Annotated in this window: 23 protein-coding genes; 14 read left to right on the forward strand and 9 right to left on the reverse strand. The window is 43.2% G+C overall.

The genetic code is table 11. The features are described 5' to 3' along the window. Positions 1-79: 79 nt before the first annotated feature. Positions 80-805, forward strand: a complete 726-nt coding sequence (locus VEJY3_RS20310) for a TetR/AcrR family transcriptional regulator (RefSeq protein ID WP_014234299.1) — start codon at positions 80-82, stop codon at positions 803-805. 115 nt (positions 806-920) lie between these two features. Here the strand turns inward: VEJY3_RS20310 and gcvT are convergent, their stop codons facing one another. Together gcvT and VEJY3_RS20320 are read right to left on the reverse strand one after the other, a co-directional pair. After that, positions 921-2,039, reverse strand: a complete 1,119-nt coding sequence (gene gcvT, locus VEJY3_RS20315) for a glycine cleavage system aminomethyltransferase GcvT (protein WP_014234300.1) — start codon at positions 2,037-2,039, stop codon at positions 921-923. Between the two features lie 263 nt (positions 2,040-2,302). Then, entirely contained in the window at positions 2,303-2,926 is a 624-nt protein-coding gene (locus VEJY3_RS20320; RefSeq protein WP_014234301.1) for a helix-turn-helix domain-containing protein, read from the reverse strand. A 391-nt stretch (positions 2,927-3,317) separates the two neighbouring features. On the opposite strand from VEJY3_RS20320, the gene VEJY3_RS20325 reads away from it, so the two are divergent. The 6 genes from VEJY3_RS20325 (at position 3,318) to VEJY3_RS20350 (ending at position 9,470) form a co-directional block, all read left to right on the forward strand. Continuing rightward, a complete protein-coding gene (locus tag VEJY3_RS20325) occupies positions 3,318-4,613 on the forward strand; it encodes a serine hydroxymethyltransferase (RefSeq protein WP_014234302.1) in 1,296 nt (431 codons plus the stop codon). Positions 4,614-4,649: 36 nt separating this feature from the next. Next, complete coding sequence (gene gcvH / locus VEJY3_RS20330) at positions 4,650-5,030, forward strand: glycine cleavage system protein GcvH (protein WP_014234303.1); 381 nt, start codon at positions 4,650-4,652, stop codon at positions 5,028-5,030. 112 nt (positions 5,031-5,142) lie between these two features. Then, positions 5,143-8,007 (forward strand): aminomethyl-transferring glycine dehydrogenase, encoded by a 2,865-nt coding sequence (gene gcvP / locus VEJY3_RS20335; RefSeq protein ID WP_014234304.1) that lies wholly within the window; start codon positions 5,143-5,145, stop codon positions 8,005-8,007. Between the two features lie 364 nt (positions 8,008-8,371). Next, positions 8,372-8,875, forward strand: coding sequence for a hypothetical protein (locus tag VEJY3_RS20340; protein ID WP_014234305.1), 504 nt, complete (start codon positions 8,372-8,374; stop codon positions 8,873-8,875). A gap of 30 nt (positions 8,876-8,905) precedes the next feature. Continuing rightward, a complete protein-coding gene (locus VEJY3_RS20345; RefSeq protein ID WP_014234306.1) occupies positions 8,906-9,253 on the forward strand; it encodes an Hpt domain-containing protein in 348 nt (115 codons plus the stop codon). Between the two features lie 25 nt (positions 9,254-9,278). Further along, complete coding sequence (locus VEJY3_RS20350; RefSeq protein WP_014234307.1) at positions 9,279-9,470, forward strand: hypothetical protein; 192 nt, start codon at positions 9,279-9,281, stop codon at positions 9,468-9,470. Positions 9,471-9,638: 168 nt separating this feature from the next. Here VEJY3_RS20350 and VEJY3_RS20355 read toward each other — a convergent pair whose 3' ends face one another. Both VEJY3_RS20355 and VEJY3_RS20360 read right to left on the reverse strand, forming a co-directional pair. Beyond that, complete coding sequence (locus VEJY3_RS20355; RefSeq protein WP_014234308.1) at positions 9,639-9,902, reverse strand: hypothetical protein; 264 nt, start codon at positions 9,900-9,902, stop codon at positions 9,639-9,641. Positions 9,903-10,143: 241 nt separating this feature from the next. Beyond that, complete coding sequence (locus tag VEJY3_RS20360) at positions 10,144-10,758, reverse strand: glutathione S-transferase (protein ID WP_014234309.1); 615 nt, start codon at positions 10,756-10,758, stop codon at positions 10,144-10,146. Positions 10,759-10,900: 142 nt separating this feature from the next. Here VEJY3_RS20360 and VEJY3_RS20365 point away from each other — a divergent pair, with 142 nt between their 5' ends. Further along, positions 10,901-11,476 carry a TetR/AcrR family transcriptional regulator gene (locus tag VEJY3_RS20365; protein WP_014234310.1) on the forward strand — a complete coding sequence of 192 codons (576 nt, stop codon included), beginning with the start codon at positions 10,901-10,903 and terminating at the stop codon, positions 11,474-11,476. Position 11,477: 1 nt separating this feature from the next. Then, positions 11,478-11,888 (forward strand): PPC domain-containing DNA-binding protein, encoded by a 411-nt coding sequence (locus tag VEJY3_RS20370; protein ID WP_014234311.1) that lies wholly within the window; start codon positions 11,478-11,480, stop codon positions 11,886-11,888. Between the two features lie 95 nt (positions 11,889-11,983). On the opposite strand, the gene VEJY3_RS24500 is transcribed toward VEJY3_RS20370, so the two are convergent. After that, on the reverse strand, positions 11,984-12,727 hold the full coding sequence (locus tag VEJY3_RS24500; protein WP_014234312.1) for a peptidoglycan-binding protein: 744 nt from the start codon (positions 12,725-12,727) through the stop codon (positions 11,984-11,986). A gap of 411 nt (positions 12,728-13,138) precedes the next feature. Then, positions 13,139-14,710: a DUF2235 domain-containing protein gene (locus tag VEJY3_RS20380; protein ID WP_014234313.1), complete on the reverse strand. Its 1,572-nt coding sequence runs from the start codon at positions 14,708-14,710 to the stop codon at positions 13,139-13,141. Positions 14,711-15,165: 455 nt separating this feature from the next. Between VEJY3_RS20380 and VEJY3_RS20385 the strand changes: the two genes are divergently transcribed. Continuing rightward, entirely contained in the window at positions 15,166-16,164 is a 999-nt protein-coding gene (locus VEJY3_RS20385; protein WP_014234314.1) for a branched-chain amino acid aminotransferase, read from the forward strand. A 99-nt stretch (positions 16,165-16,263) separates the two neighbouring features. Here VEJY3_RS20385 and VEJY3_RS20390 read toward each other — a convergent pair whose 3' ends face one another. Further along, complete coding sequence (locus tag VEJY3_RS20390; protein ID WP_014234315.1) at positions 16,264-17,217, reverse strand: glycosyl transferase family protein; 954 nt, start codon at positions 17,215-17,217, stop codon at positions 16,264-16,266. Positions 17,218-18,035: 818 nt separating this feature from the next. Between VEJY3_RS20390 and VEJY3_RS20395 the strand changes: the two genes are divergently transcribed. Next, entirely contained in the window at positions 18,036-19,289 is a 1,254-nt protein-coding gene (locus VEJY3_RS20395; RefSeq protein WP_014234316.1) for an aromatic amino acid transport family protein, read from the forward strand. A 442-nt stretch (positions 19,290-19,731) separates the two neighbouring features. Here the strand turns inward: VEJY3_RS20395 and VEJY3_RS20400 are convergent, their stop codons facing one another. Beyond that, positions 19,732-20,661 carry an SRPBCC family protein gene (locus tag VEJY3_RS20400; RefSeq protein WP_014234318.1) on the reverse strand — a complete coding sequence of 310 codons (930 nt, stop codon included), beginning with the start codon at positions 20,659-20,661 and terminating at the stop codon, positions 19,732-19,734. 158 nt (positions 20,662-20,819) lie between these two features. Here VEJY3_RS20400 and VEJY3_RS20405 point away from each other — a divergent pair, with 158 nt between their 5' ends. Continuing rightward, entirely contained in the window at positions 20,820-21,104 is a 285-nt protein-coding gene (locus tag VEJY3_RS20405; protein ID WP_014234319.1) for a hypothetical protein, read from the forward strand. Positions 21,105-21,170: 66 nt separating this feature from the next. Here VEJY3_RS20405 and VEJY3_RS20410 read toward each other — a convergent pair whose 3' ends face one another. After that, on the reverse strand, positions 21,171-22,223 hold the full coding sequence (locus VEJY3_RS20410; protein WP_014234320.1) for a hypothetical protein: 1,053 nt from the start codon (positions 22,221-22,223) through the stop codon (positions 21,171-21,173). 382 nt (positions 22,224-22,605) lie between these two features. Between VEJY3_RS20410 and VEJY3_RS20415 the strand changes: the two genes are divergently transcribed. Continuing rightward, positions 22,606-23,067 (forward strand): hypothetical protein, encoded by a 462-nt coding sequence (locus VEJY3_RS20415; RefSeq protein WP_014234321.1) that lies wholly within the window; start codon positions 22,606-22,608, stop codon positions 23,065-23,067. A gap of 89 nt (positions 23,068-23,156) precedes the next feature. Next, positions 23,157-23,630: a copper chaperone PCu(A)C gene (locus tag VEJY3_RS20420; RefSeq protein ID WP_014234322.1), complete on the forward strand. Its 474-nt coding sequence runs from the start codon at positions 23,157-23,159 to the stop codon at positions 23,628-23,630. Positions 23,631-23,647 lie beyond the last annotated feature (17 nt).

Consider the following 23,647-nt stretch of genomic DNA (forward strand, 5'->3'; position numbering starts at 1 on the left):
GTGCAGTAAATAAATTAGTCAAATAGGCAAGTTTCTGGTAAAAGTAACGCGTTGATTATTATTCGGGAAATGTCGAACTATGAATGAGAGAAAGCAAGGCAGACGAAGTGCTGAAGCAGCGGAACACACGAAATGTGTCATTCTGAAGGTTGCAGCAGATATGTTTTGCGAACTTGGTTACTCGCGAGTTTCGCTAAGAAACATCAGTGAAAAAGCGGGGGTCTCACATAGCTTGATCCGACATCATTTCGGCAGTAAAGAAAAAATCTGGCAAGCAGTTAGTGATGCGATGGATGAGTACTTGCAAGACTACATGGCCGAACTGCTCAACCAAATGCCCGAAGATACGCCTTCTAACAAAAAGATTTACCTATTTACGGTGCGTATGTTGGCGTTTACGTTAATCAACCCACATCCTATACAAATGATCGCAGATGCTATCCGTCAAGATGACAATGCGCTGTTTGATTATTTCTTGCGATCAAAAGAAGAGTTTGGCGCGATTTTCTCTGGCATTTTTGAAGAGTGCAACCGCGAATACCCTGACGCGCAGGTCGATCACTGGGAATCTAAATGGCAAATGCTCTTGTTTGCTCATGGTGCAACTTCACTAGCACCAATGATGCAGCAAACATGGCCAGAAATTGCTGATGACAGAGAAAAAATGGTGTTAAAGCACTGGGAACTATTCAACACGATCATCGCAAGCCAGTTCAGCATTAAGAAAGAAGACATGCTTCACCCGACTAGATTGGAAGATATCGTTATCGACATGTGTTGTAACATTGATGAAGCCGCGAGCTAAACTATTTGCTGACGGATAAGAATGAATTCAGCCCTGGCTGGCGATTAAACTCAAACCTTCGTTAATAGTAAAAAAATGCCGGACTAAACAGCCCGGCATTTTTTATCTAATCTAATTAGCCACGGTAGTAACGCTGTGGAACAAACGGCATTTTTTCTACCGTCATCGGTAGCATTTTGCCACGAACTTCAGCGAACAACTCTGTACCAATAGCAGCTAAATCTGCACGCACATAGCCCATTGAAACTGGTTTACCCGCGTTAGGGCCAGCAGTACCGCTGGTTACGACGCCAATTTGATTTCCATCAGCATCAAATAGCTCCGCGCCTTCACGAACTGGAGCTTTAGTTTGACCAACTAGGCCAACACGTTTGCGCGCGACATCTTTGGTCTCAATTTGTTTAAGAATGATATCTGCGCCAGGGAAACCACCTTCACGTTCACCACCAGTGCGACGAACTTTTTGAATACCCCAAAGTAGGCTTGCTTCTACAGGAGTTGTCGTTGTATCTAGGTCGTGACCGTACAGGCATAGACCACATTCCAAACGCAGTGAATCACGTGCGCCAAGACCAATCCACTCAACTTCAGCTTCCGCTGTAAGTTTACGAGCTAGCTCTTCAGCGTGAGAGTTTGGTACTGAGATTTCATAACCATCTTCGCCCGTGTAACCGCTACGGCTTACGATACATTCAACGCCAAGAATTTCGAGTTTCTTCACGTCCATAAACAGCATGTCTGCTACTTCAGCATTAAAGCGTTTAAGTACTTCAGCCGCTTTTGGACCTTGAAGTGCTAGTAGAGCGCGATCTTCGATGATTTCAAGTTCAACATCAGCAGGAAGGTGAGCTTTAAGGTGAGCAATATCTTGCTCTTTACAAGCAGCGTTAACCACAACGAACAGATGATCACCCTGGTTTGCTACCATCAGGTCATCCATGATTCCGCCTTGCTCATTGGTAAAGAAAGCATAGCGTTGGTTACCTTGCGGCAAGTCAATGATATCTACAGGAACCAATGTCTCTAGGAATGCTGCTGCACCCTCACCAATCAAACGAAGTTGTCCCATGTGAGAAACATCAAACAGACCCGCGGCATCACGCGTATGTAAGTGTTCCTTCTTAACGCCTAGTGGGTACTGGACAGGCATATCGTAACCCGCGAACGGGACCATTTTTGCGCCAACTTCAATATGAAGTGCATGCAGTGGTGTTTTCAGAAGTTCTTGAGTCATTTTCGTCTCCATTTAGATAGACCCGAGAATGCTGTCAGCATTCGCTTTCTATGTTTCCAATAATAAACACGCTTGATCCAATTTTGCACGAACAAGACGACTGTTGGCTTTCAAAAGTGTGACTTTTAACATTTTAATCACAACAAAAGGCTAAAAAAGGCGCTCAATTGAGTGATAGATCATCAACTGAGCGCCATTTTAACGAATTTACAACCGATAGCAATCGTTTGCTTTCACTATAGGAAATTTACAATTTTTTATCACTACTTAGCGGTGACCCACAATATTTGTGCATCTTCTTCGCTAACACTGGTCAACATGTGTCCCATGTTCGCATCATAGTAAACACTGTCGCCTTCACACAGAACCACAGGTTCATAGAACTCAGAGTAGAACTTTACTTCGCCAGATAAGATAAGCAGGAACTCTTCACCGTCATGACGAACCCAGTCTTTGTACTCATCAAAGTGTCGGGCACGGATCTGGCTTTTGAAGGGCATCATTTTCTTATTGGAAAGTTGAGTAGCAAGTAGTTCGTGCTCGTAGGTTTGAGTCGGGTGAGGTTTACCTTCATTCTTACGAGTAACATCCCTACGCCCTGTTGCGACTTTTTTTCTTGGTGGTTCAAACAGTTGAGGCATATCTATTTGCAAACCAAGCGCCAATTTTTGCATCGCCTGAAAGGTAGGAGAAATCTGCTCGTTCTCTATTTTACTAAGTGTAGAACGTGCCAGACCGGTTCTTTGGCTCGCCTCTTCAAGTGTAATACCCAGCTTGGAGCGAATATCTTTAATACGCTGCCCAAGCTTTAAAGGCTCGATACTCTCATCATGATTGTCTTTCGCAAGCGTCATCGATGGGTACTCATCATAAATACTTCCTGCCATAATTCCCTCTGTAATTGTTCTTATCTCTCTCCCTATATGCATTGTGCATGAACCGTATAATGGATAAAAGTCCACCAGGTTAATTAAAGTGTGCTCTCGTTAACAAAAATCGCAAACGTGTTTCCTATAGGAAATTTTTTGTTGATTGTTCCCGTCCCAAGCGTTATGTTACAGCCTTGTTAGATGTAGAGATGCACTTTTCCGTAAACGATCAGGCGTGAGAGATTGGATTAGTAACGCACGATTCGACGGAGTTTTTGCCCACTTTTAGGGCTGGATGTTCGCTCTGTTCTGCTATGCAGTTCAGCTGTTTTGAGGACAAATGAACCTAACCGCAAACCAATAATACAATCTATGCGGGTTCATTTTCAGATTTGGAAGGTCAACTACCATGAACAAGAGTTACCCTAACCACAGCTTGGAAAACTTTTTCTCTACCAACCTCTCTGCGACAGATGATGCTGTCTTTGCTGGAATTCAGGCGGAATTCGCTCGCCAAAACGAACAAATCGAACTTATCGCTTCTGAGAACATTGTGTCTAAAGCGGTAATGCAAGCTCAAGGCACTTGCCTAACAAATAAATACGCTGAAGGTTACCCTGGCCGTCGTTACTACGGTGGTTGTGAACACGTTGATACGGTTGAGGCAATCGCTATCGAACGTGCGAAAAAACTTTTTAGTTGCGAATACGCAAACGTTCAACCTCACTCAGGTGCTCAGGCGAACGGCGCAGTAAAACTGGCTCTTCTTCAGCCAGGCGACACCATTTTAGGTATGTCATTAGACGCGGGTGGCCACCTTACTCACGGCGCACGCCCTGCTCTCTCAGGTAAATGGTTCAATGCCGTTCAGTACGGTGTTGACCGCGAAACACTAGAAATTAATTACGAAGATGTTCGTGCTCTTGCGCTTGAGCACAAACCAAAAATGATCATTGCTGGTGGCAGTGCTATTCCACGTACTATCGACTTCGCTAAGTTCCGCGAAATTGCAGACGAAGTTGAAGCTATTCTAATGGTTGATATGGCGCACATCGCAGGTCTTATCGCGACTGGTGCTCACCCAAGCCCACTACCACACGCACACGTTGTAACGACAACAACGCACAAAACATTGCGTGGTCCACGTGGCGGCATGATCTTAACCAACCACGAAGACATTATTAAGAAAATCAACTCAGCGGTATTCCCTGGCCTTCAAGGTGGCCCGCTAATGCACGTTATTGCTGCAAAAGCCGTTGCATTTGGTGAAGCGCTTGGCCCTGAGTTCAAAACTTATATCAATTCAGTGATCAATAACGCAAAAGTATTAGCTGAAGTATTGCAGACTCGCGGTTGCGACATTGTGACTGGCGGAACCGATACTCACCTAATGCTGGTTGACCTTCGTCCTAAGGGTTTGAAAGGTAACAAAGCAGAAGAAGCGCTCGAGCGTGCGGGAATCACATGTAATAAAAATGGCATCCCATTTGACTCAGAGAAGCCTATGATTACATCGGGTATCCGTTTGGGTACACCAGCTGGCACAAGCCGCGGCTTTGGCGCAGAAGAATTCAAGCTCATCGGTAATTGGATTGGCGATGTATTGGATGGGTTAGTAGAAAGCCCTGAAGGTAACGAAGAAGTAGAACAGCGCGTTCGCAAAGAAGTGAAAGCACTGTGCGGCCGATTCCCTCTTTACCAATAAACAATTTAAACGCAGTTATTTTTTGGAGATTAAGCAATGGACAACACATTGAAGTTTGCAGATAGCCACGAGTGGGTACGTGATAATGGCGATGGCACAGTAACTATCGGTATTTCTGAGCACGCACAAGAAATGCTTGGTGACGTAGTATTCGTTGACCTACCAGACGTGGAAGACGAAATTGAAGCTGGCGATAGCTTCTCTCTTGTTGAGTCTGTAAAAGCAGCTTCAGATATCTACGCACCTATCAGCGGTGAAGTTGTAGAAATCAACGAAGAGCTTGAAGATAGCCCAGAGCTAATCAACGAAGAACCATATGAAGGCGGCTGGATTGTTAAAGTTAAGATGTCTGACCCATCTGAACTAGACAACCTAAAAGACGCAGAAGAATACCTAAACTCAATTGAAGAAGAGTAATTAGGAAGATTTGCAAAGCTGCCCCCGCCTGGAAGGCAGCTTTTTTTCAATGTTCGGACCATATCAGTAACGACCCGATACGTTACCCGAACGATGGAGTAGGTAAAGGACAATGACTGAATTACTTCAAAGCCTCAGCACACAAAATGAGTTCGTTGCTCGCCACAACGGCCCAAACAAATCTGACCAACAAAAAATGTTGGATGCGATCAATGTTGCTAACCTTGACGCACTTATCGAAGAAACGGTTCCAGCACAAATTCGCCTAGAAAAGCCACTAGCACTAGCAGAAGCGAAAAGCGAAGCAGACATGCTGGTTGCGATGCGTAAATTCGCTGACCAAAACCAAATTAAACGTACGTTCATCGGCCAAGGTTACTACAACACCTTCACGCCAAATGTCATTCTACGTAACGTACTAGAAAACCCAGGCTGGTACACAGCTTACACTCCTTACCAACCAGAGATCTCTCAAGGTCGTCTGGAAGCGCTTCTTAACTACCAACAAATGGTCATGGACCTAACTGGTATGGAAATCGCGAACGCTTCTCTTCTTGACGAAGCAACAGCAGCAGCTGAAGCGATGACGCTATGTAAGCGTGCAGGTAAGAGCAAAAGTAACGTATTCTTCGTGGCTGACGATGTTCACCCACAAACTCTAGAAGTTGTAAAAACTCGTGCTAAATACATTGGCTTTGAAGTACTCGTTGGTTCACTTGAATCACTACCAGAACAAGACGTATTTGGTGCGCTAGTTCAGTACCCAGGTACAACAGGTGAAGTACGAGATCTAACGGACATCATCGCGAAAGCACAAGCTAACAAAACATTAGTAACGGTTGCTACTGACCTACTTGCTTCTACTCTGCTGAAACCAGCAGGTGAAATGGGTGCAGACGTGGTTATTGGTTCAGCTCAGCGTTTCGGCGTACCTATGGGTTACGGCGGTCCACACGCAGCATTCATGGCAACTCGTGACAAGCATAAGCGTACAATGCCTGGTCGTGTAATCGGTGTTTCTATCGATGTAAACGGCAACCAGGCATTGCGTATGGCGATGCAAACGCGTGAACAACACATCCGCCGTGAAAAAGCGACATCAAACATCTGTACTGCGCAAGCACTACTAGCGAACATGGCTTCTTTCTACGCGGTATTCCACGGCGCAGAAGGTCTACGCACTATCGCTCGTCGCACTCACCACATGACTGCGATTCTGGCTGCTGGTCTGACTAAGTCTGGCTACGAGCTTGCTCACAATAGCTTCTTCGATACCATCACTATCAATACTGATGGCAAAACTGAAGAGCTTTACGCGAAAGCACAAGCGGCAGACATCAACCTACGTAAGCTTGACGGCAAACTAGGTATCAGCTTCGACGAAACAACAACTACTGACGACATCAACGCTCTATTTGAAGTGTTTGGTGTCCAACAAGATGTTAACGCTCTGTCTTCTGAAATCGCAACCAACGAGTTTGCTGCTATTCCTGAAGCGCTACGTCGTACGTCTAAGTTCCTGACTCACCCAGTATTCAACACGCACCACAGCGAAACGCAAATGATGCGTTACCTGAAACAGCTAGAGAACAAAGACTTCTCACTGACTCACGGTATGATCCCGCTGGGCAGCTGTACGATGAAACTGAACGCAGCAGCAGAGATGATCCCTGTTACTTGGCCTGAGTTTGGTTCTATCCACCCATTCGCTCCTCTAGAGCAAGCGGCAGGTTACTCTGCGCTAGCGAAAGATCTGAAAGAGAAGCTATGTGAAATCACTGGTTACGATGATTTCTCTCTACAGCCAAACTCTGGTGCGTCTGGTGAATACGCTGGCCTTATCGCGATTCAACGCTACCACGACAGCCGTGGCGAAGGTCACCGTAACGTATGTTTGATCCCAAGCTCTGCGCACGGTACTAACCCAGCGACAGCGTCAATGGTATCAATGAAAGTGGTTGTGGTTAAATGTGATGAAGATGGCAACATCGACATGACTGACCTAGCAGCGAAAATCGAGAAACACAAAGACAACCTATCAAGCATCATGATCACTTACCCTTCTACGCACGGCGTATACGAAGAGCACGTGAAAGAAGTATGTGAAATGGTTCATGCAGCAGGTGGTCAGGTTTACCTGGACGGCGCAAACATGAACGCACAGGTTGCCCTAACCTCTCCAGGTTTCATCGGCTCTGACGTTTCTCACTTGAACCTACACAAAACCTTCTGTATCCCTCACGGTGGTGGTGGTCCAGGTATGGGTCCTATCGGTGTTAAATCTCACCTGGCACCTTTCCTACCAGGTCACATCGAGAACGGTGTTGAAGGTAAAGAGCTAGCGGTTTCTGCAGCAGACATGGGTAGCGCATCTATCCTGCCTATCTCATGGGCTTACATCGCGATGATGGGTGAAGCTGGCCTACAAGAAGCGACTAAAGTTGCGATTCTTAACGCCAACTACGTGATGGAGCGTTTGCGTCCACACTACCCAATTCTTTACCGTGGTAAAAATGGCCGCGTAGCGCACGAATGTATCGTTGATATTCGTCCGCTTAAAGAAGAAACAGGTATCAGCGAAGAAGACATCGCGAAGCGTCTAATGGACTACGGTTTCCACGCGCCTACAATGTCATTCCCAGTTGCTGGTACACTGATGGTTGAACCAACTGAATCAGAAGATTTGGAAGAGCTAGACCGCTTCTGTGAGGCAATGATCGCAATCCGCGAAGAGATGACAAAAGTGAAAAACGGTGAGTGGCCACTAGAGAACAACCCTCTAGTTAACGCTCCACACACTCAAGTTGATCTTTCAGCAGCAGAATGGGATCGCCCTTACTCTCGTGAGCTAGGCTGTTTCCCATCGAAAGCGACTAAGTCTTGGAAATACTGGCCAACAGTGAACCGCGTAGATAACGTTTACGGCGACCGTAACCTAATCTGCTCGTGCCCAAGCATTGAGAACTACGAAGATTAATTTCGTTGTATCTCTGAGTTAAAACTTGGAAAAAACTACAAAATAGACAAACTTCGGTTTGTCTATTTTTTTGTGTTTCGAAACGACGTTGCTGTTCGAAATGTTTTAAAAGCGCTCCGACTAACCTTTCTGATCTACGCCTTCCACCCCATTTAACGACCGACGACTTATCACCTCAGATCTGCTTGTTGCGTCGAATATTCAAACCAAATCTAGAATTTTCCATTAGATCACATTAAGCAACGACGCTTAACCATACGAAAGACCTTAAAGTTTGGGCGATATCTTGTTTTACCCTTGCCACCTTGAATTTATCTATTCGGGTTACTAGTTTAAAAGTAATACTCTGCAAGGAAAACGTACATTGACTGAGGGTGAAGTCGCACTTGATGAGATGAATGTGTTAGTCGTTGATCAATGTTTAACGACTTCAATTTTGATGGTTAACCAACTCATCCCATTAGGTGGAAAGGCATCAAATCCAACTTGTGAAATAAGTGCACAAGCGAGCTTCGTTTTCTTCACTTTTCATCTCGACTCTGCATTACCCTGTTTATACTGTATTTTATTCCAATCTTCTGACGCTAAGATACTTGAACACCCCTCAGTTAAACTGGCTCAAAGCATTCCACAACAACAATCAGCATCGTGGAATCGGCGTCAGAAACTTCTTTTTACTCTGAAAAAGCACACGTATTCAGTTAGGCAAACACCCAAACTGAGTTCAATTGATACCGCCGAAGTAACAAACGCATCAAACGATCATAGAGTCAAACACTTAGTACAACGAGCAATACCTCCTAACTGTTCTCATTGGTTAGAAAGCTATCTCGCGGATTTTTACACCAATCGACTGCCTGCATCATAGAACCAACGTATTCTTTACAGGGATTAATAAATGATCAATTTTGACGTGTTAAACAAAGCTATGGATAACGATGTAGAGATCATTATCACCGTGTTTTCGACCTACTTAGAAGAACACGTTAATGGGTTGGAACGCATTAATGAGTTATATGCCAATGAAAATTGGCCGGAACTACACTTGTTAGCGCAAAGCTTAAAAGGAGTACTAGAAAGCTTCGGCGAAGACACCGCCGTCACAGCATTACAAGAAATTGAAGAGGATACACGCAACAATATTGCACCAGATGTGTCAGATATCACTATAGTTAATAGGGAGCTATTAACGATTAATCAGCAGATTTTTGCTTACTTAGACAATATGAATGGCAAATCTGTATAGGCTTAAAGCGGGGGGATATATGGCAATGAACAGCAGCAACTTTAGAGAGCTAATTGATTCGCTCAAAGATTTAACGCCAACTCAGAAAAGGTACCTCATTAGCCGAACAAAAATGTCGTTAGATGACGAAAACGGTATGTTCAGAACTGATGATTTACTTACGCAAGAAGAGTTGGCAGCTTTGCTTACTCCAACACAAACAACAGAATCAAAATAGTGACAGCTCGTCAGCGCTAGGAACCAGGTAGAGCAGAAACGCTTTACTTGGTTTTTAGATTTTTTATCAGGTTAGACATGTTTGTGAGAAACAATAGAACGAGTTAAGTGTTATACGCTCCCACAGCAATCCAAAGTGATTCCCCTTCCCCTCAATAGAACCTTTGGTTTACTGACTTAACACGTTACTCATTGATTGCTCATCTCTATAGCGATTGTAATCTTCTGCTAATAATTGATGCTGGTAACGCGTATACGATAACGCTTCGTTAGAGACAACTATCTGATTTTCTTTCTCTATCAGTTGACCACGCAGCTGTTCAATCTCCTGATTCTGTTGGGTATTGTTGTTATACATTGCAATCAATCCGAAGATAGAAATCATCAACATTGCAATCAGGACATTATTGATGGTTTTAGGTTGAATATGCATAAACCTCTCCTTGTCTCTATCGCACTTTACCAATTAAAGCCCATGCTCAACGCCCCCTGAACAAGGGATTCTATACGTTCAGAAAGCGAATCTAGCAGTGACACATTTAATTATAGGTGAGTGACTACAAAAGAAGAGAAATACTCAACAATTTGAAAGTGTTTCATACCATAGAAGTCAAAAGCAGCAAGATTCACTTTATCCTTACTGCTTTCTATGACCCGATGAAGATCAGCGTATTTTAGCTTTGAAAGGCTTCTCGAGCTGAGATTTTCTCAAACCAACGAGCGATATTTGGAGCCGTTGAAAGCACATCAATCTGAAGTGCATTAATTGCAAATCCAACGAACAGGTAACCAGTAATATCTACAATAGTAAATCGATCAGTCGCGATAAACTCACTTTCCGCTAAACGTTTATCCAAAACCGGTAAAAATTCCAATACGCGAGATTTTGACTCCTCGCCCCACTCTTTTACGCAGTTTTCGCGATCCTTATAGATAGCGCTGATGTTACGGAATGCCTGAAATGCGGCGTATAGCCCCTGAAACTCAACAACACGATGCCACATTTCAACCTGAGCACGTTCACGTTGATTTCCACCAAATAAGTTGAGATCGTTACTGAACTCTTCATCGAAATAGCGACAAATCGCCACACTTTCACAAATTGTGGTGCCGTCATCGAACTCTAAAACCGGAACTTTTCCATTCACACTCTTTTGTTTGAAAGAATCCGTAAGGTTATCGCCGTCACGTACATTTATTGCGACTCGTTCGACATCTCCACCGATTTCTTTAAGAAAAATGTTAACGCGCTTGCAACTTGGCGTCATCGCGGTTTCATATAGCTTCATGTAACACCCTATTCCTTTATCTAACTGTTCGGTTAGGTTATACTGTAGCCAGTTTATAAACGATCAGTCAAGAATATAATCACTCGTCACTTCATAAGATTGAAAAATCTATCAAAGCAACGATTTTTAAGTGGGTACCTATATGGCAAGAAAAGCTAACTTTGACCGAGATGAGAAGCTCTTGGTCGCCATGAACCTGTTCTGGCGCAAAGGTTTTTCAAATACCTCTATCTCCGATCTCACAGACGAGCTGAACATTAACCGTTTCAGCCTTTACAATACCTATGGCGACAAACAGCAGCTTTATTACGAGGCGTTAGACGCATACCTGAAAAAAGTCTCGTTACCCTCTCTGGAGAATTTGAGTAAAGATGACGCTTCCCTGCGTGAAATCGAAACGTTTTTGACGTCTTTTGCCCAACTACAGCGCAAAAGTAGCTACGGATGTTTTGTTCAAAATGCGTTAGTAGAACACGCTGGTGAAGATAACGATGTATTACGTATGGGGCACTTTTTGTTTGACCATCTCATCGAAATCATGAGTGAAGCAATAAAAAACGCACAGAGGGAAACATTAATTCCTAAAACGCTCAAACCAAAAGAACTAGCCTGTTTTATTCTCAACAATATGCAAGGAATGCGGGTACTTGGTAAGGCCAAGCGTTATGACGATTTAGACACAGCGTTATCGTGTTTACTCACCTTAATAAGGAAATAATATGTCATTAAACGTCATCGTAGTTAGGCTAACCAAAGGTATGGATCTTAAACAAAGCCTCGCGCAGATTGTGCTGGAACAAGGCATTAAAGCAGGCTCAATCGCTTCTTGCGTCGGCTGTGTGTCACAACTCCAGCTTCGTCTCGCGGGTGCCAAATCAACTTTAATCAAACAAGAACCTTTAGAAATCGTATCGGTAATGGGTACGTTGACACCCGAGCATCAACATGTACATATTTCGCTTTCCGATGAGCACGGGCACGTTTGGGGTGGACACTTAATGGAAGGCACAATCATTGATACGACAGCCGAGTTAATCATCCATAGTTACCCTAAACTCACCTTTAGCCGTGAGATGGATGAAAGCACCGGATATACAGAATTACAGGTAAACACTACTTCAACTAATTAAGTAATATACCTGACAAAGTAAGTGTAATTGGGCGATAATATTTATTTTAATAATTTCATCGCCCAATCAATAAGTTGCCGATTTGATTTGTTTAATTAAAACTTCCTTAGAAATCCCTTTGCAATCTCGGATATTTCATGAGCTCTATCAGAGCCATTAATACACCGTCTTGCACCAATAAAGTCCGTATTATTATCATTAATATAATCAGATATTCTTCTACCAGTGAAGGTGCCGGTTTTAAAACCATGTATAAGAACAAATAAAGCAATATTAGGCTGCATGGCAATATCCGGTTGATTAGTCATATCTATATCCAGTAACTGTGAATACTTCTCGTAGTTATTCTTCCAAGTAAGTTGTACAAATCCCCTACCGTAGAACGGAAAATATCTGAGATTTTTCTTTCGCCAGTTTTCGCTAAGCCAATAGGCTTCACGAACAGGCATGAACGTTTGATTGGTTTCCCACTGAGTTGTCGCGAGTACGTATGCTTTCTGTGTGTCGAGTACTAAGCCTTGCTCTTTACACTCATGTTTGATTGCGTCTATCACGCCTTCTCTACAAGTAAAGTCATAAGTATCATTTGCGGTAATACCATCTAACCTCACTTGTAAACGCTCAATCGACTCCTTGCCGATTAGGCCAGGGTTTCCTGGTAGTTCATCGGTTTTGAACTCGGCCCATGCGTTGCGAGTTTTAGGCCCTATGAGTCCATCGACTGTACCTACCGGGTAGCCGAGAATACATAGCGCCTTTTGTAACTCTTCTACTTGTTTTTCAACTAATTCACTGACGGGAAGTGGCGTTTTAATGGTTAACAACTCTGTAATTTTCATTGTATTAACCCTCTAGTACCTAACTAGAAATGTATTTAAAAGTAAACAGCTTAAATATATTTAACTAAGTAATAAGGAAATGGTATCTACTATTCTAGACCAATTGTTGATATTTATATAAATAAAAATGCATATAAATAACGCATTGACCAATGATGATTAATTTCTCATTTAAGAAAAATACCTGACCTGGTAGTACACATTGTAATTGTACGGCTATGTAATTAGCATGAAATAAGCAACAACATACTGATAAATAAAGAGGGGTGAAAGATTTAAAAAATTAATGTTAATGTTAACTGTTCAAACTTGAATACTTTGATCTAAAAAATCAGCAATAGGGCTCATTTACCACCAATCAAATATAAACAACTGAGCCCTATAGCGTTTTCGCGTACAAATTCAGATAATTTATTTAATTCTTTCTATTCGAACTCGAAGGCTGCCACTGTTATTGCCGTACTTAAACTTCAGGTCGTTTGCAAAGAACTGCAACTCCCCTGTTTTGGTAACTCGATAAACGCCCCTTTGTCCAACCGCTCTTGCGCTATCGTCATCACTATCAACCACTGCACAAAGCGTAAACCAGTCAGAACTCGGCACTCGACGTAACCCTTTCATCGCTCGAATCGGCAGCTCAGCTAATCCCAGTTGTACATGGTTTAAGTTCCAACCATCTCCGTCACAACTGATCTCTTTTCCATCATGCCAGCTATCTCCTTCTCGAACCGAAATCTCGTACTCCTCTCCTTGTTTAACCACTATGCCGGTAAAGTTGTAAAATCGGTCAGCGTCGATCATACGCTCAACCGATTGAGAGACGCTCAACTCTTCCCAGTTCACCGCTGCATAATGAATGTGCTGTGTATAGCTAGGGCAGTCCACAGGAGGATTGATAAAGTCATACCAAAGATAATGGCGTTTATTCATTAGAGACTTAGGACGGTAGTCATCATCCCGATGTAAGCGCTCCGCCACAGCGTAATGAATGACAGGATACAAATCATCATTGATTTTATCTCTATCGATCACGCAACAACGTCGATCATCTAAAGTCACCCAATCAATGATTGGCCACCTATCTTGCTGGTGGTTTTTTCCTAAAGAATTTGGATTTCGCTGTAAATCATCAAGTCCGATCATCCCTTTTAGTCTCTTTGGACAAGCCCTGTCGATATCGGCTTGGCTCGGAAATTTAAACTGAATTGCAGGGAGAGAATGATATCTGGTCATATACTCAAGCCATTTCATCGCGTGACTTAGCGTAATGTCCGACAGACCGTCGCGGTAATAGCCGCCACCAACGTCCGAATGCGCACCAGCAAACCAAATTTCATGGATCCTGTTCGGATCGTGGTTCATTAAAGTTGGCTGAAATGCCCGACGTTTATCATCCAGGCTAACCATATGGATCGCTTGTTTGACGATGTGTGATAAGGTGCATCCATATTCAAATACAACATCATAGTCAGGTCTGCTTGCGGTACTCAAGTTTGGTAACCCAATGCTTGCGACCGTATCAAACACGCAGAGAAAAACGAATGGTTTGGTGTTATCGGTCACGCTAGGATGCTCTTTCGCTATCAGACCAACGAAACGGCGTGCCAATGCCGCCCCGCGAGAAAACCCAGTGGCTAGCACAATATCGCCTTGTTTATAGTGTTTATTAAAATCGGCTTTGGCTTTGTTAAGTATCGAAGCCACATCGCAGCTCTCCAACGCTAACCCTTGATTTATTGCGCGTTTGACCCAACTACCATTTGTACCAACACCCTGATAATAAAAGCAATGATCGACGGTGTTTTGATCACATTGTCCATATTGCTCTCCGCTCAGGAAAAGATTACCTCCCATCATCAAATGAAGCTTGAGAACATTACTGATGTTGTCATCTTCTTGTTTCGCTTTATATTTTACCTCTTGCTTCGCATCTTCCGGTTCATTGCCTGTTCCGTCGAAATTAAAAATGAGAAACGATCCCATAAGCCTTCTCCTTACTTTTTATAGGGGAACCGACTTAACTATAGATCTATTAATAAGCTTATCTTGCGACGAGGAATTCAATCACTCAAAAATCACCTGAATGGGTGATAAGGAAGCAATACCAGAGTATGAATATTGGGTGGTTCAGCTTTGATTAACCCGAGATCGAGGTAATTTAATATCTATCCGTATCGCATGCGACATTCTGCTTGCTGTTATCACATTTTCCATTCATCATGGTTTTACAAACTAACTTTGTGCGATACAGATAACATTCTGATTGAAACTATCTTTATGCTAATTTATGCCACTCTGCTCTAAGTCTTAGCACTCCAGAACGCATACAATCGTTACTTGTTTGTTAACGCACAAAGTTGAAAAACATATAATGCAAACACGCATATTGAACAAGGCAGAGCTATCTGCTTGATAATTTGAATAAGAAAGGAGTCATAATGGCGGCTTTTGGTACTGAGTTTATGCCTAGGATGGCATTAGCAACATTTGAAAATAATCAATGGTCTGACACACAGATCGTTACATCAGACAGTATTTCACTTCATCCCGGCGCTCACGTATTGCATTACTCAAGCACTTGCTTTGAAGGTCTGAAAGCATTCCGTCACGAAGATGGCAGCGTACACGTTTTTCGAATGGATCAAAACGTCGAGCGTTTTGCTCAAAGTAGTCAGCTACTCTCGCTACCTGAGATTGATAAAGAACAAGTATCAAAAATGATTGTTGATATTGTGTCTGAGTTCTCATCTGAAGTGCCTTTGCCTCCAGGCTCAATGTACATTCGTCCAACTCACATTGGTACAGAGGCAGCCGTTGGTAAAGCGGCAGCACCTTCAATCTCATCAATGCTATATATCCTACTTTCTCCAGTAGGTGACTATTTCTCTGGCGGTGCTCACGCCTTACGTCTACTGCTAGACGAAACCGGCCAACGTTGCGCGCCACACATGGGTATGATCAAAAGTGGTGGTAACTACGCGAGTGCATTAGCACCAACGTTAGAAGCAAAATCAAAATACCAGGCAGACCAAGTACTTTTCTGTCCAAACGGCTACATTACAGAAACAGGTGCTGCAAACTTCTTGTTGGTTGATGGTAACGAGATCATTACTAAAGCCCTAGATTCAAGCTTCTTACACGGTGTAACACGCTCTAGTATCCTAACGATTGCTAAAGATCTAGGTATGACCGTTACAGAACGCGAAGTCTCTGTGGAAGAGCTACTTGAGCGCGCCGCTAAACCGGGCGTTGAAGCAATGCTTTCAGGCACTGCAGCGGTACTAACTTCTGTCGGTACGCTTATCCACAACGGTCAAGATTTTAAAGTTGGCACTGGCGAAGCTGGCCCAGCGGCGAAAAAATTGCGCCAAGCACTGAACGATATCCAATGGGGTAAAGCGCCAGATACTCATAACTGGTTAACTAAGATTGCCTGATGGTAGATTCGCTGTAAGCCAATAACGCAATAATGAAGATGCGCTATGAAAATAGCGCATCTTTGTATCAGCTTAATCTATCTGGCAAAACGTTATCCGTTACGCTTGTTGAACATAACTCTCCCACATCGAAAATGCTCGTTCGTAAGCTTTTTCTCGGTCTTGCATTTCAGCGAATAGTACAACCGCCATTGTTGCAATCACCGTATTTGCCATTTGTGTTAAATCTTGCTCTGATGTCTCAAACAGGCAAGAAGAAGGCAGAGGCACTTCAGAAATCATTTGCTCAGTCCAGTAGTGCGAAGTAACGCCACTGGTTTGGCTCAACCAAACGGTTTGGCTGACTTTAGGGTTATATTCCGATTCACCAGATTGACCTTTGAACGAAACAACTGCATGACGCGTCTGTCCAATTTCATGCTCGACTTCTGCATGAAGCTGCTGGAAACCAGGGTGAAAACTGCCGCGAATTCCAATTGTCGCTTGACCAGGGTTTAATGCGCGAACAACCGTGTTAATCGGCGTTCTCAATCCATAACGATTTTTCCAGCCAATCATCTTTTCAGCTCGAGGTGCAAAGACGCTTAAAGGAAGGTAGACAATATTTTCTGTCTCCAGGATTCGTTTCGCTTCTTCCGTTGATTGCGCTTTTTGAATGTTAAGCTTGTTTAGGTAATCTTCTGCATGACGACGTCCAGACTGGCGATCATGATAGCCATGCATCAAAACTTTATAGCCGTTATTTGAAAGGATTTTTGCTGATAGAAGGTGCCATGGCTGCCCTGCTGCTTGACGTTTGCCTGCATAGCAAGGCCAATCAATATCTGCGCCTATTGCAGGCATACGAGACTGAAATGCTTTCACAAAGCCTGCGATTTCTTGCTGAGTTTCGTTTTGTACTCGGATGAGCATCAAAAGCATCGCCATCTGGTCATCGTCAAACTCACCATTTAAGTACTCATCCATTACTTGGAAGGCCTGATCAAAGTTCAGAGGTTTTCTGCCTCGCTCTCCGCGTCCTACCGTGCGGATACATTCCAAAATACTGCTCATATTCCCTCTTATTATCGGCTTTTAATGTCTTAGAAATAATAAACGTAGTTGTACCACGTTTCTCATTACAATCAATGCTAGACGTATACCTTAGGGTTTGTTGACCTTTCGAGCTGACTCAGCAACTTCGCCAAATATATGATTGTTTCACTCACAAATTAGATGCGGATAACAATGTCAGCAATGATACCGAACGATGCGACAAGCAAAAAAAAACCTCTCTCGAACCGAGAGAGGCTGCACTGCCTTAAACGCTGTTAGTACATTTAACAAAAGTAATACCCTATCCCGCATCTCCGCCTGCTAAGGAGAGCGGTGCATCGAGTTAACGATGAACATTTATAGTATTGCAATCTAAGTGCCAACTTTTAAAAACCTTAAATAACAACACGTTGAAGATTTTCTTATAAGTATCCTTTAAATTACTGCGCACTGATTGAGTGCAAATGGCACTCATTATCGTGCAGAATTGCTCATACGCTCACAACCTGGTCTACTTCTCGGGTTTTAGACGGAGGTGCTGTTGTAGATTAGCCGTCACGCTCATCCTCTAAATGAAGGCATTACCACAGATCATCCCTTGATGTTCAAAATTAAAGCACAAAATCAAATTCCAAAAATACGAACAAAAAAGGTGTTTATATCTAATTACAAAACTTCAAACCTATATAAAAAACTGCATTTTTAAAATATTCATGGTTTGATAATTTATGAATTTGCCTTTTTTACAGTATGATTCACCACCTTTCCAATGTGATAACAATCACTAAAAAATATACCATCTGCCACATTATTATTTATACGAAGGCAATTCCTCAGTGAAAGAGTCTCAAAAAACCTTAGGTTATAGTGAGTTAAACACAACATCATGGTCCAAACACGATACACATTGGGTGCTTAGCCTATTTGGCACTGCTGTCGGTGCTGGTATTTTATTCCTTCCAATCAACTTAGGTATTGGTGGCTTTTGGCCTCTAGTAAGTATGGCGATACTCGCCTTTCCTATGACTTATCTTGCCCATCGAGGGTTGGCTCGATTTGTCTTATCTTCAAAAATTAAAAATGCCGACTTTACGGATGTGGTAGAAGAGCACTTTGGCGCAAAAGCGGGACGTGCGATTTCATTGCTGTATTTTCTGTCTATTTTTCCAATTCTACTGATCTATGGCGTAGGCATTACCAATACCGTTGATAGTTTTATGGTGAATCAGGCTGGCATGGCGTCCATTCCCCGTCCTCTTCTTTCTGGTGTTCTCGTTTTTGGCTTGATTGCGATTATGATGGCTGGAGAGAAAGTAATGTTGCGTGCTTTTGCGGTTATGGTTTACCCGTTAGTCGCTATCCTTGCTTTCCTATCATTCTATTTGATGCCCAACTGGACGATGCCAATGTTAAACGCGCCAGAAATGGGGTCGTTTGCAAACACCATGTGGTTAGCCGTACCTGTGGTCATTTTCTCTTTTAGCCACGCAGCAGCGATATCAAGCTTCGCCAACGTGCAACGACGCCACTACGGAAAAGACGCCGACTTCAAATCCGAGCTCATTCTCCGCCGCACAAGCGTCATGCTGATCGCGTTTGTACTGCTGTTTGTCTTCTCATGCGTTTTGTCCCTTTCTCCACAACAATTGACGGAAGCGAAAGCGCAAAACGTATCCGTGTTGTCTTATTTGGCCAATGCGACTGATAACCCATTCATTGCAACGCTGGGGCCTTTGGTCGCTTTTGTTGCGATCACTTCCTCTTTCCTAGGTCATTTTTTGGGCGCAAGGGAAAGCCTGAATGGATTACTGACGAAAAATTCAAACCTACCTCAACGCCGAGCAGATAAGGTTAGTGTGGTTGTGCTGTTTATTTCGATTTGGATAGCAGCGATCATGAACCCGAGCATTCTTGGTATGATGGAAGCCCTTTCCGGCCCAGTTATCGCAATGATTTTGTTCATTATGCCAATGATGGCTGTGTATAAGATTGAATCATTGAAGGATTTTCGCGGTAAGCTATCTACTTACTTTGTCTTAGTGACAGGTATTGTCGCGGTGAGTGCTTTGATTTTTAGCTTGGTGGGCTAACAGAAGTTGAGCTAGATGGGAGTTCAGGGGAATACCTTGTAAACATCTAAGGTAATTCCCTGAATTTTGCGTCGTTTTCTATGTAGAAGTTTAGAATCTACAGCTCTGTTAAAGAAGAGTGAAAACACCTGCAATCATGATGATTGAGGCAATGCAAGTACGGCCGATAATGCCGAAGTGTGAAGGTTGAATCATTTCGTTGTGCATAGGCAAGCTCCTTTTTGCGGTTTAAAGCCGTTTCTTAACGACTTAATAACACTATGTCTAAACTAAAGTTTTTTTACAACTCATACCTATATTAAATATTTATTACAGTAAGTTGTAACTTTGGTAATAGAGTTTTTCTTTGTGCTTTGGATCACATTAAACGACGAAGCAAACATTGCCTACGGATAACAATAAAAGACATCTTCACTCTATCTATCAAAGTGTTACTAAAACCTCACCTTTCGAAAAGTATCACCTCAGTTTTTAAATTCGCTTGCTCAACCTCATCAGGGCTATTTAAGTAACGCTCGATTCCAAGGGGTTTACTTTTCACTTTAACCCCGCTGCTGCGCGTTAAGTTCATTGCCATCGCCCAGGCATTACCCAGTAGTCGATATTCTCCCCAGTGCTCAACGACAAACGTATCACACTCTGGAATTGTCCCTGAAACAAACCCTTCTGGTACTGAAGTTGGATTGTCGACAGGTAAACAGGTGACAAACTCGAATCGGCCAAGCTTCATATCCATGGAGAGGTAATAACAAAACATGGCACCGTTCACGGACACATTTTCAACGGCGACCATTTCTTTCAATCGACTCATGTGATCGCTGATGATTTCGCCCAACTCGGGGATCGTTCCAGAACCTGATATGCCAACGTAATGAATGGCTGGTTGTTTGCGATTAGCTATTTCAACAAGTTCTGACAACACTTTCCCAGTTTCTAATTGGCTTTTGAGCATTTTTAGCCCGCGGTCAAAATCCATTTCGAGCATCGACTTAAATACACTTTTGAGGAAAAATCGATTCCACGGAGTTGAAGAATGCAATTGCCATTCAACCAAACACCCTTTTTGTGACGGCGTCACTATCAGAGTGACCTTACCGTGACTTTTCATCGGTCGGAAAAAGTGCAACTCCATATCCAATCGGTGCTCTTGGGTACTTTCTAACACAATAGAGCCAGAACCTATGCGCTGCCCATTCCACTCGTACGCCGCTCCTACATGCCCTTGGTCCCCAAGATAAGTGAGTTCACAGCTCGGTTCGAGAATGACCCATGGAGACCATTCTGGCCAGTTCTTAAAATCCTTCAGATAGTCGATTATTTCCTTTTGAGACTTTTCGATTTCAATACTTCTGCTGACCAAATATGAAAGCATACTGACTCCTTGAGTTTCTATTTCGCTCTATTCAGTCTACTTCAAATTCTGGTTTTTACTGATTTCACTGCATGTTAGAAGCAGAACGATTTTCCAGACTAACAAACTCACATAACTCAATTACACTTTAAGTATGTTTAACCCCTACGGTGACAATGATGAAGAAATGTAATTTAGCTCTGCTGATCCTTCTGTTCGGTTCAACAGCGACCTATGCGGGCGTCCTTGACCCAGATTGTGACGCTGGTAAGGCAGCAAAAGCCGCAGCGACGAAAGCAGTGGTTGGTGTTGGTGGGCGCTGTACACCTAAAGAAGCATTAAAAGATACAGCAGCTGATAAGGTTCCGGATGACGGGATTGCAGGAAAAGCCGTTGATGCGGTCACACCAGAAAAAGAAAAGACAACGGTAAAAGACGTGACTAAAAAGCTGACTAAAGATTAGTTCTCTCGAGTATAGATAGCAAAAGAGCGTCAATTGACGCTCTTTTTTTACCATTCAGATTGCGCGCTATGCCGCTTCTTTTTCACCAATCCAATGGTAATGGTGGTTTGCCTTTTTACCGACAAGCCCCTGCTCTGCAAGTGTTTCAAACACCTTGTCTACTTCTTCAGCAGAAAGCCTAAATTCCTTAGCCACCGCTTTTTTAGTGCAAGTAATCTGATGCGATCGGAGTGCATCACTCACTTGCTCTATCAAAGGTTTAGGCTCCTCTGGTGCTTTTGGTTCAACCTTTTCTTCTTGCACCACTGGCTCTTGTTCTTCTTTAATGTGAGGAAGGTAGCCCGCAGGCTCTGGTTCGATATCTCGAATACGTTCTAGCCTAATCCCATCGTAACGACGGTAGAAGTAACGAAAACGTTGTTCTTCACCAATTAAGCCTACAAAGAACGCGGCAAAAAAGTCGAGAAGGATGGATAAGAATACTACCAGCCCAAGCTGAGCATGCTGAGAGCTCGTACCAAACGCTTTCGCGAGACTGTCGATCAACCCGATGACTGAACCTTGAGTTACTGGCGGTAAGCTGTCACGCTCCATAGCCAGCTTTTGCTGCTCTTCGCGCAGTGTTTTGTTTTGCTCCTGAATTCGCGTAACACCTGTGGCAATACGTTCCATCTCGATATATTTCTGAGCAGCAATATTGTTAAGCTCGATCTGTTTATCAATAGCTTCAATCTGGCGGTTGAAGGCGTCTACTTTTGCTTGTTCAACTGATATATGACTTTGTGCACTATTGGTCGCACTGTTTATGCCACCGATACTGCCGCCAATAGAGATAGCAGCGAGCACAGAGTAAAACACCAATGCGGTAATCGCACCGGGATAGTTTCTGTGAGCGCGACGTTCACCGTACTCATACCAGGCATAGAACTTACCGGCTTCGAATATGATAGCCAGACCACCAAACAAGGTCTGCATCATCGGGTTTTCGTCTATAGACAAAAACAGCAAAAGAGAAAAAATGGTCGATGCTAATATCGCCGCTCCCGTGAATGCGTAAACACTCACCATGGCAAAACGACCTTTAGGGTATCGAAACTCGATCTGTTGTTCGTATTTCATTGGAGAAATTTCTTAAGATTGCGCGGCCAATAATTTACTAAGACACGCTCAGGGATATAACAAAGGTGGGAGAGAATACCGTATCCTGTATTAAATTACTGTCATATTTGCGTTAATGGCAAACAAGTGCAGAATAGATGCTCATTTTGAATTGATATCCCGCAAATCCAGCACGCTAATTCACCAGCCGTTTATCGCAAGCCCTGTACTGACAATGGATTAAATACAGATTTAGGCTAATGGCAAAGCTCATTCACACCCTCGCCCCACCAGCGAGACACAAATAAAATACAGTTGAATCACCTTTTATCTATCTTACCATTACATTTTCAGGGATATTTGTTAGTATCCTGCGCCAAAAGACAACAATTAAAAAAGCCACATGGAAATGACTCAGACATCGCAGAGAACGCAACGCGTAGCCGCTTTGACGGTCATCTTCGCTGTGCTGTTTCAACTCTATCTCGCTTCGACTGCGGTACTTAACCCAAGAAATGTGCATAACACAAACTGGTTAAGCGAAGTTCAAAACGAAAAAGTACTGCTTTGTACTGCGGACGGTTTTAAATGGGTCGACATCGACACGCTGATTGCGGCTAATAAGCAAGACGCTTCACCAGTTATCCATGACCTTAACTTACACGAAGGTTTTCAGTTTGAGTGTCCTTTGCTTCAAGCCGTACAGTTTTTCATGCTGTGCGCGATTGGGCTTTACTTCGGCACTATCCATTGGTTCCGACGTGTTAAACACGCACTGATTCCCTATCATTTTACGCTTTCCGGAAGATTGGTTTACAAGCATCTCGCCCCAAAACAATCTCCACCTTGTATTTTTCCAGCCTGAATTCCTAAAAAGTAATCAGGTTAAAAACAACAAAATCCCTCACCTACGTTTGGTCAGGGCAGTCATTATATTCAAAAGGAAAAATACCCATGCTTAAACAAATTAAAACCCTTGCTATTACTTTTGCAGCTCTCATTATGAGCCCAGTCAGCCTTGCTCACGAATATGAAGCGGGTCAGATTCATATTGATCACCCATGGAGCCGTGAAGCGCCACCTAATGCTCCTGTTATTGGCGGGGTCTTACAACTCAACAACCACGGTGAAAAAGAAGACGCATTGATCGCGGCAGAAAGCCCAATTGCGGCACGCATCGAACTTCATAACCACATTATGGAAGATGGCGTGATGAAGATGGTGAAGGTTAGCGAGATTAGCGTACCAGCAAAAGGTACGGTCGCACTGGAACCAGGAAGCTTTCACCTGATGATTTTTAACCCGAATCAGACGCTAAAAGAAGGTGACCGCTTCCCGATGACGTTAACGTTTAAAAACGCAGGTAAAGTAGACGTAGAGATAGCTGTCGAAAATAAAGGTCATATGGAAAAGCATATGAACCATTAATCGCTAACTGGTTTATA

Source organism: Vibrio sp. EJY3, from assembly GCF_000241385.1.
Taxonomy (GTDB): Bacteria; Pseudomonadota; Gammaproteobacteria; order Enterobacterales; family Vibrionaceae; genus Vibrio; species Vibrio natriegens.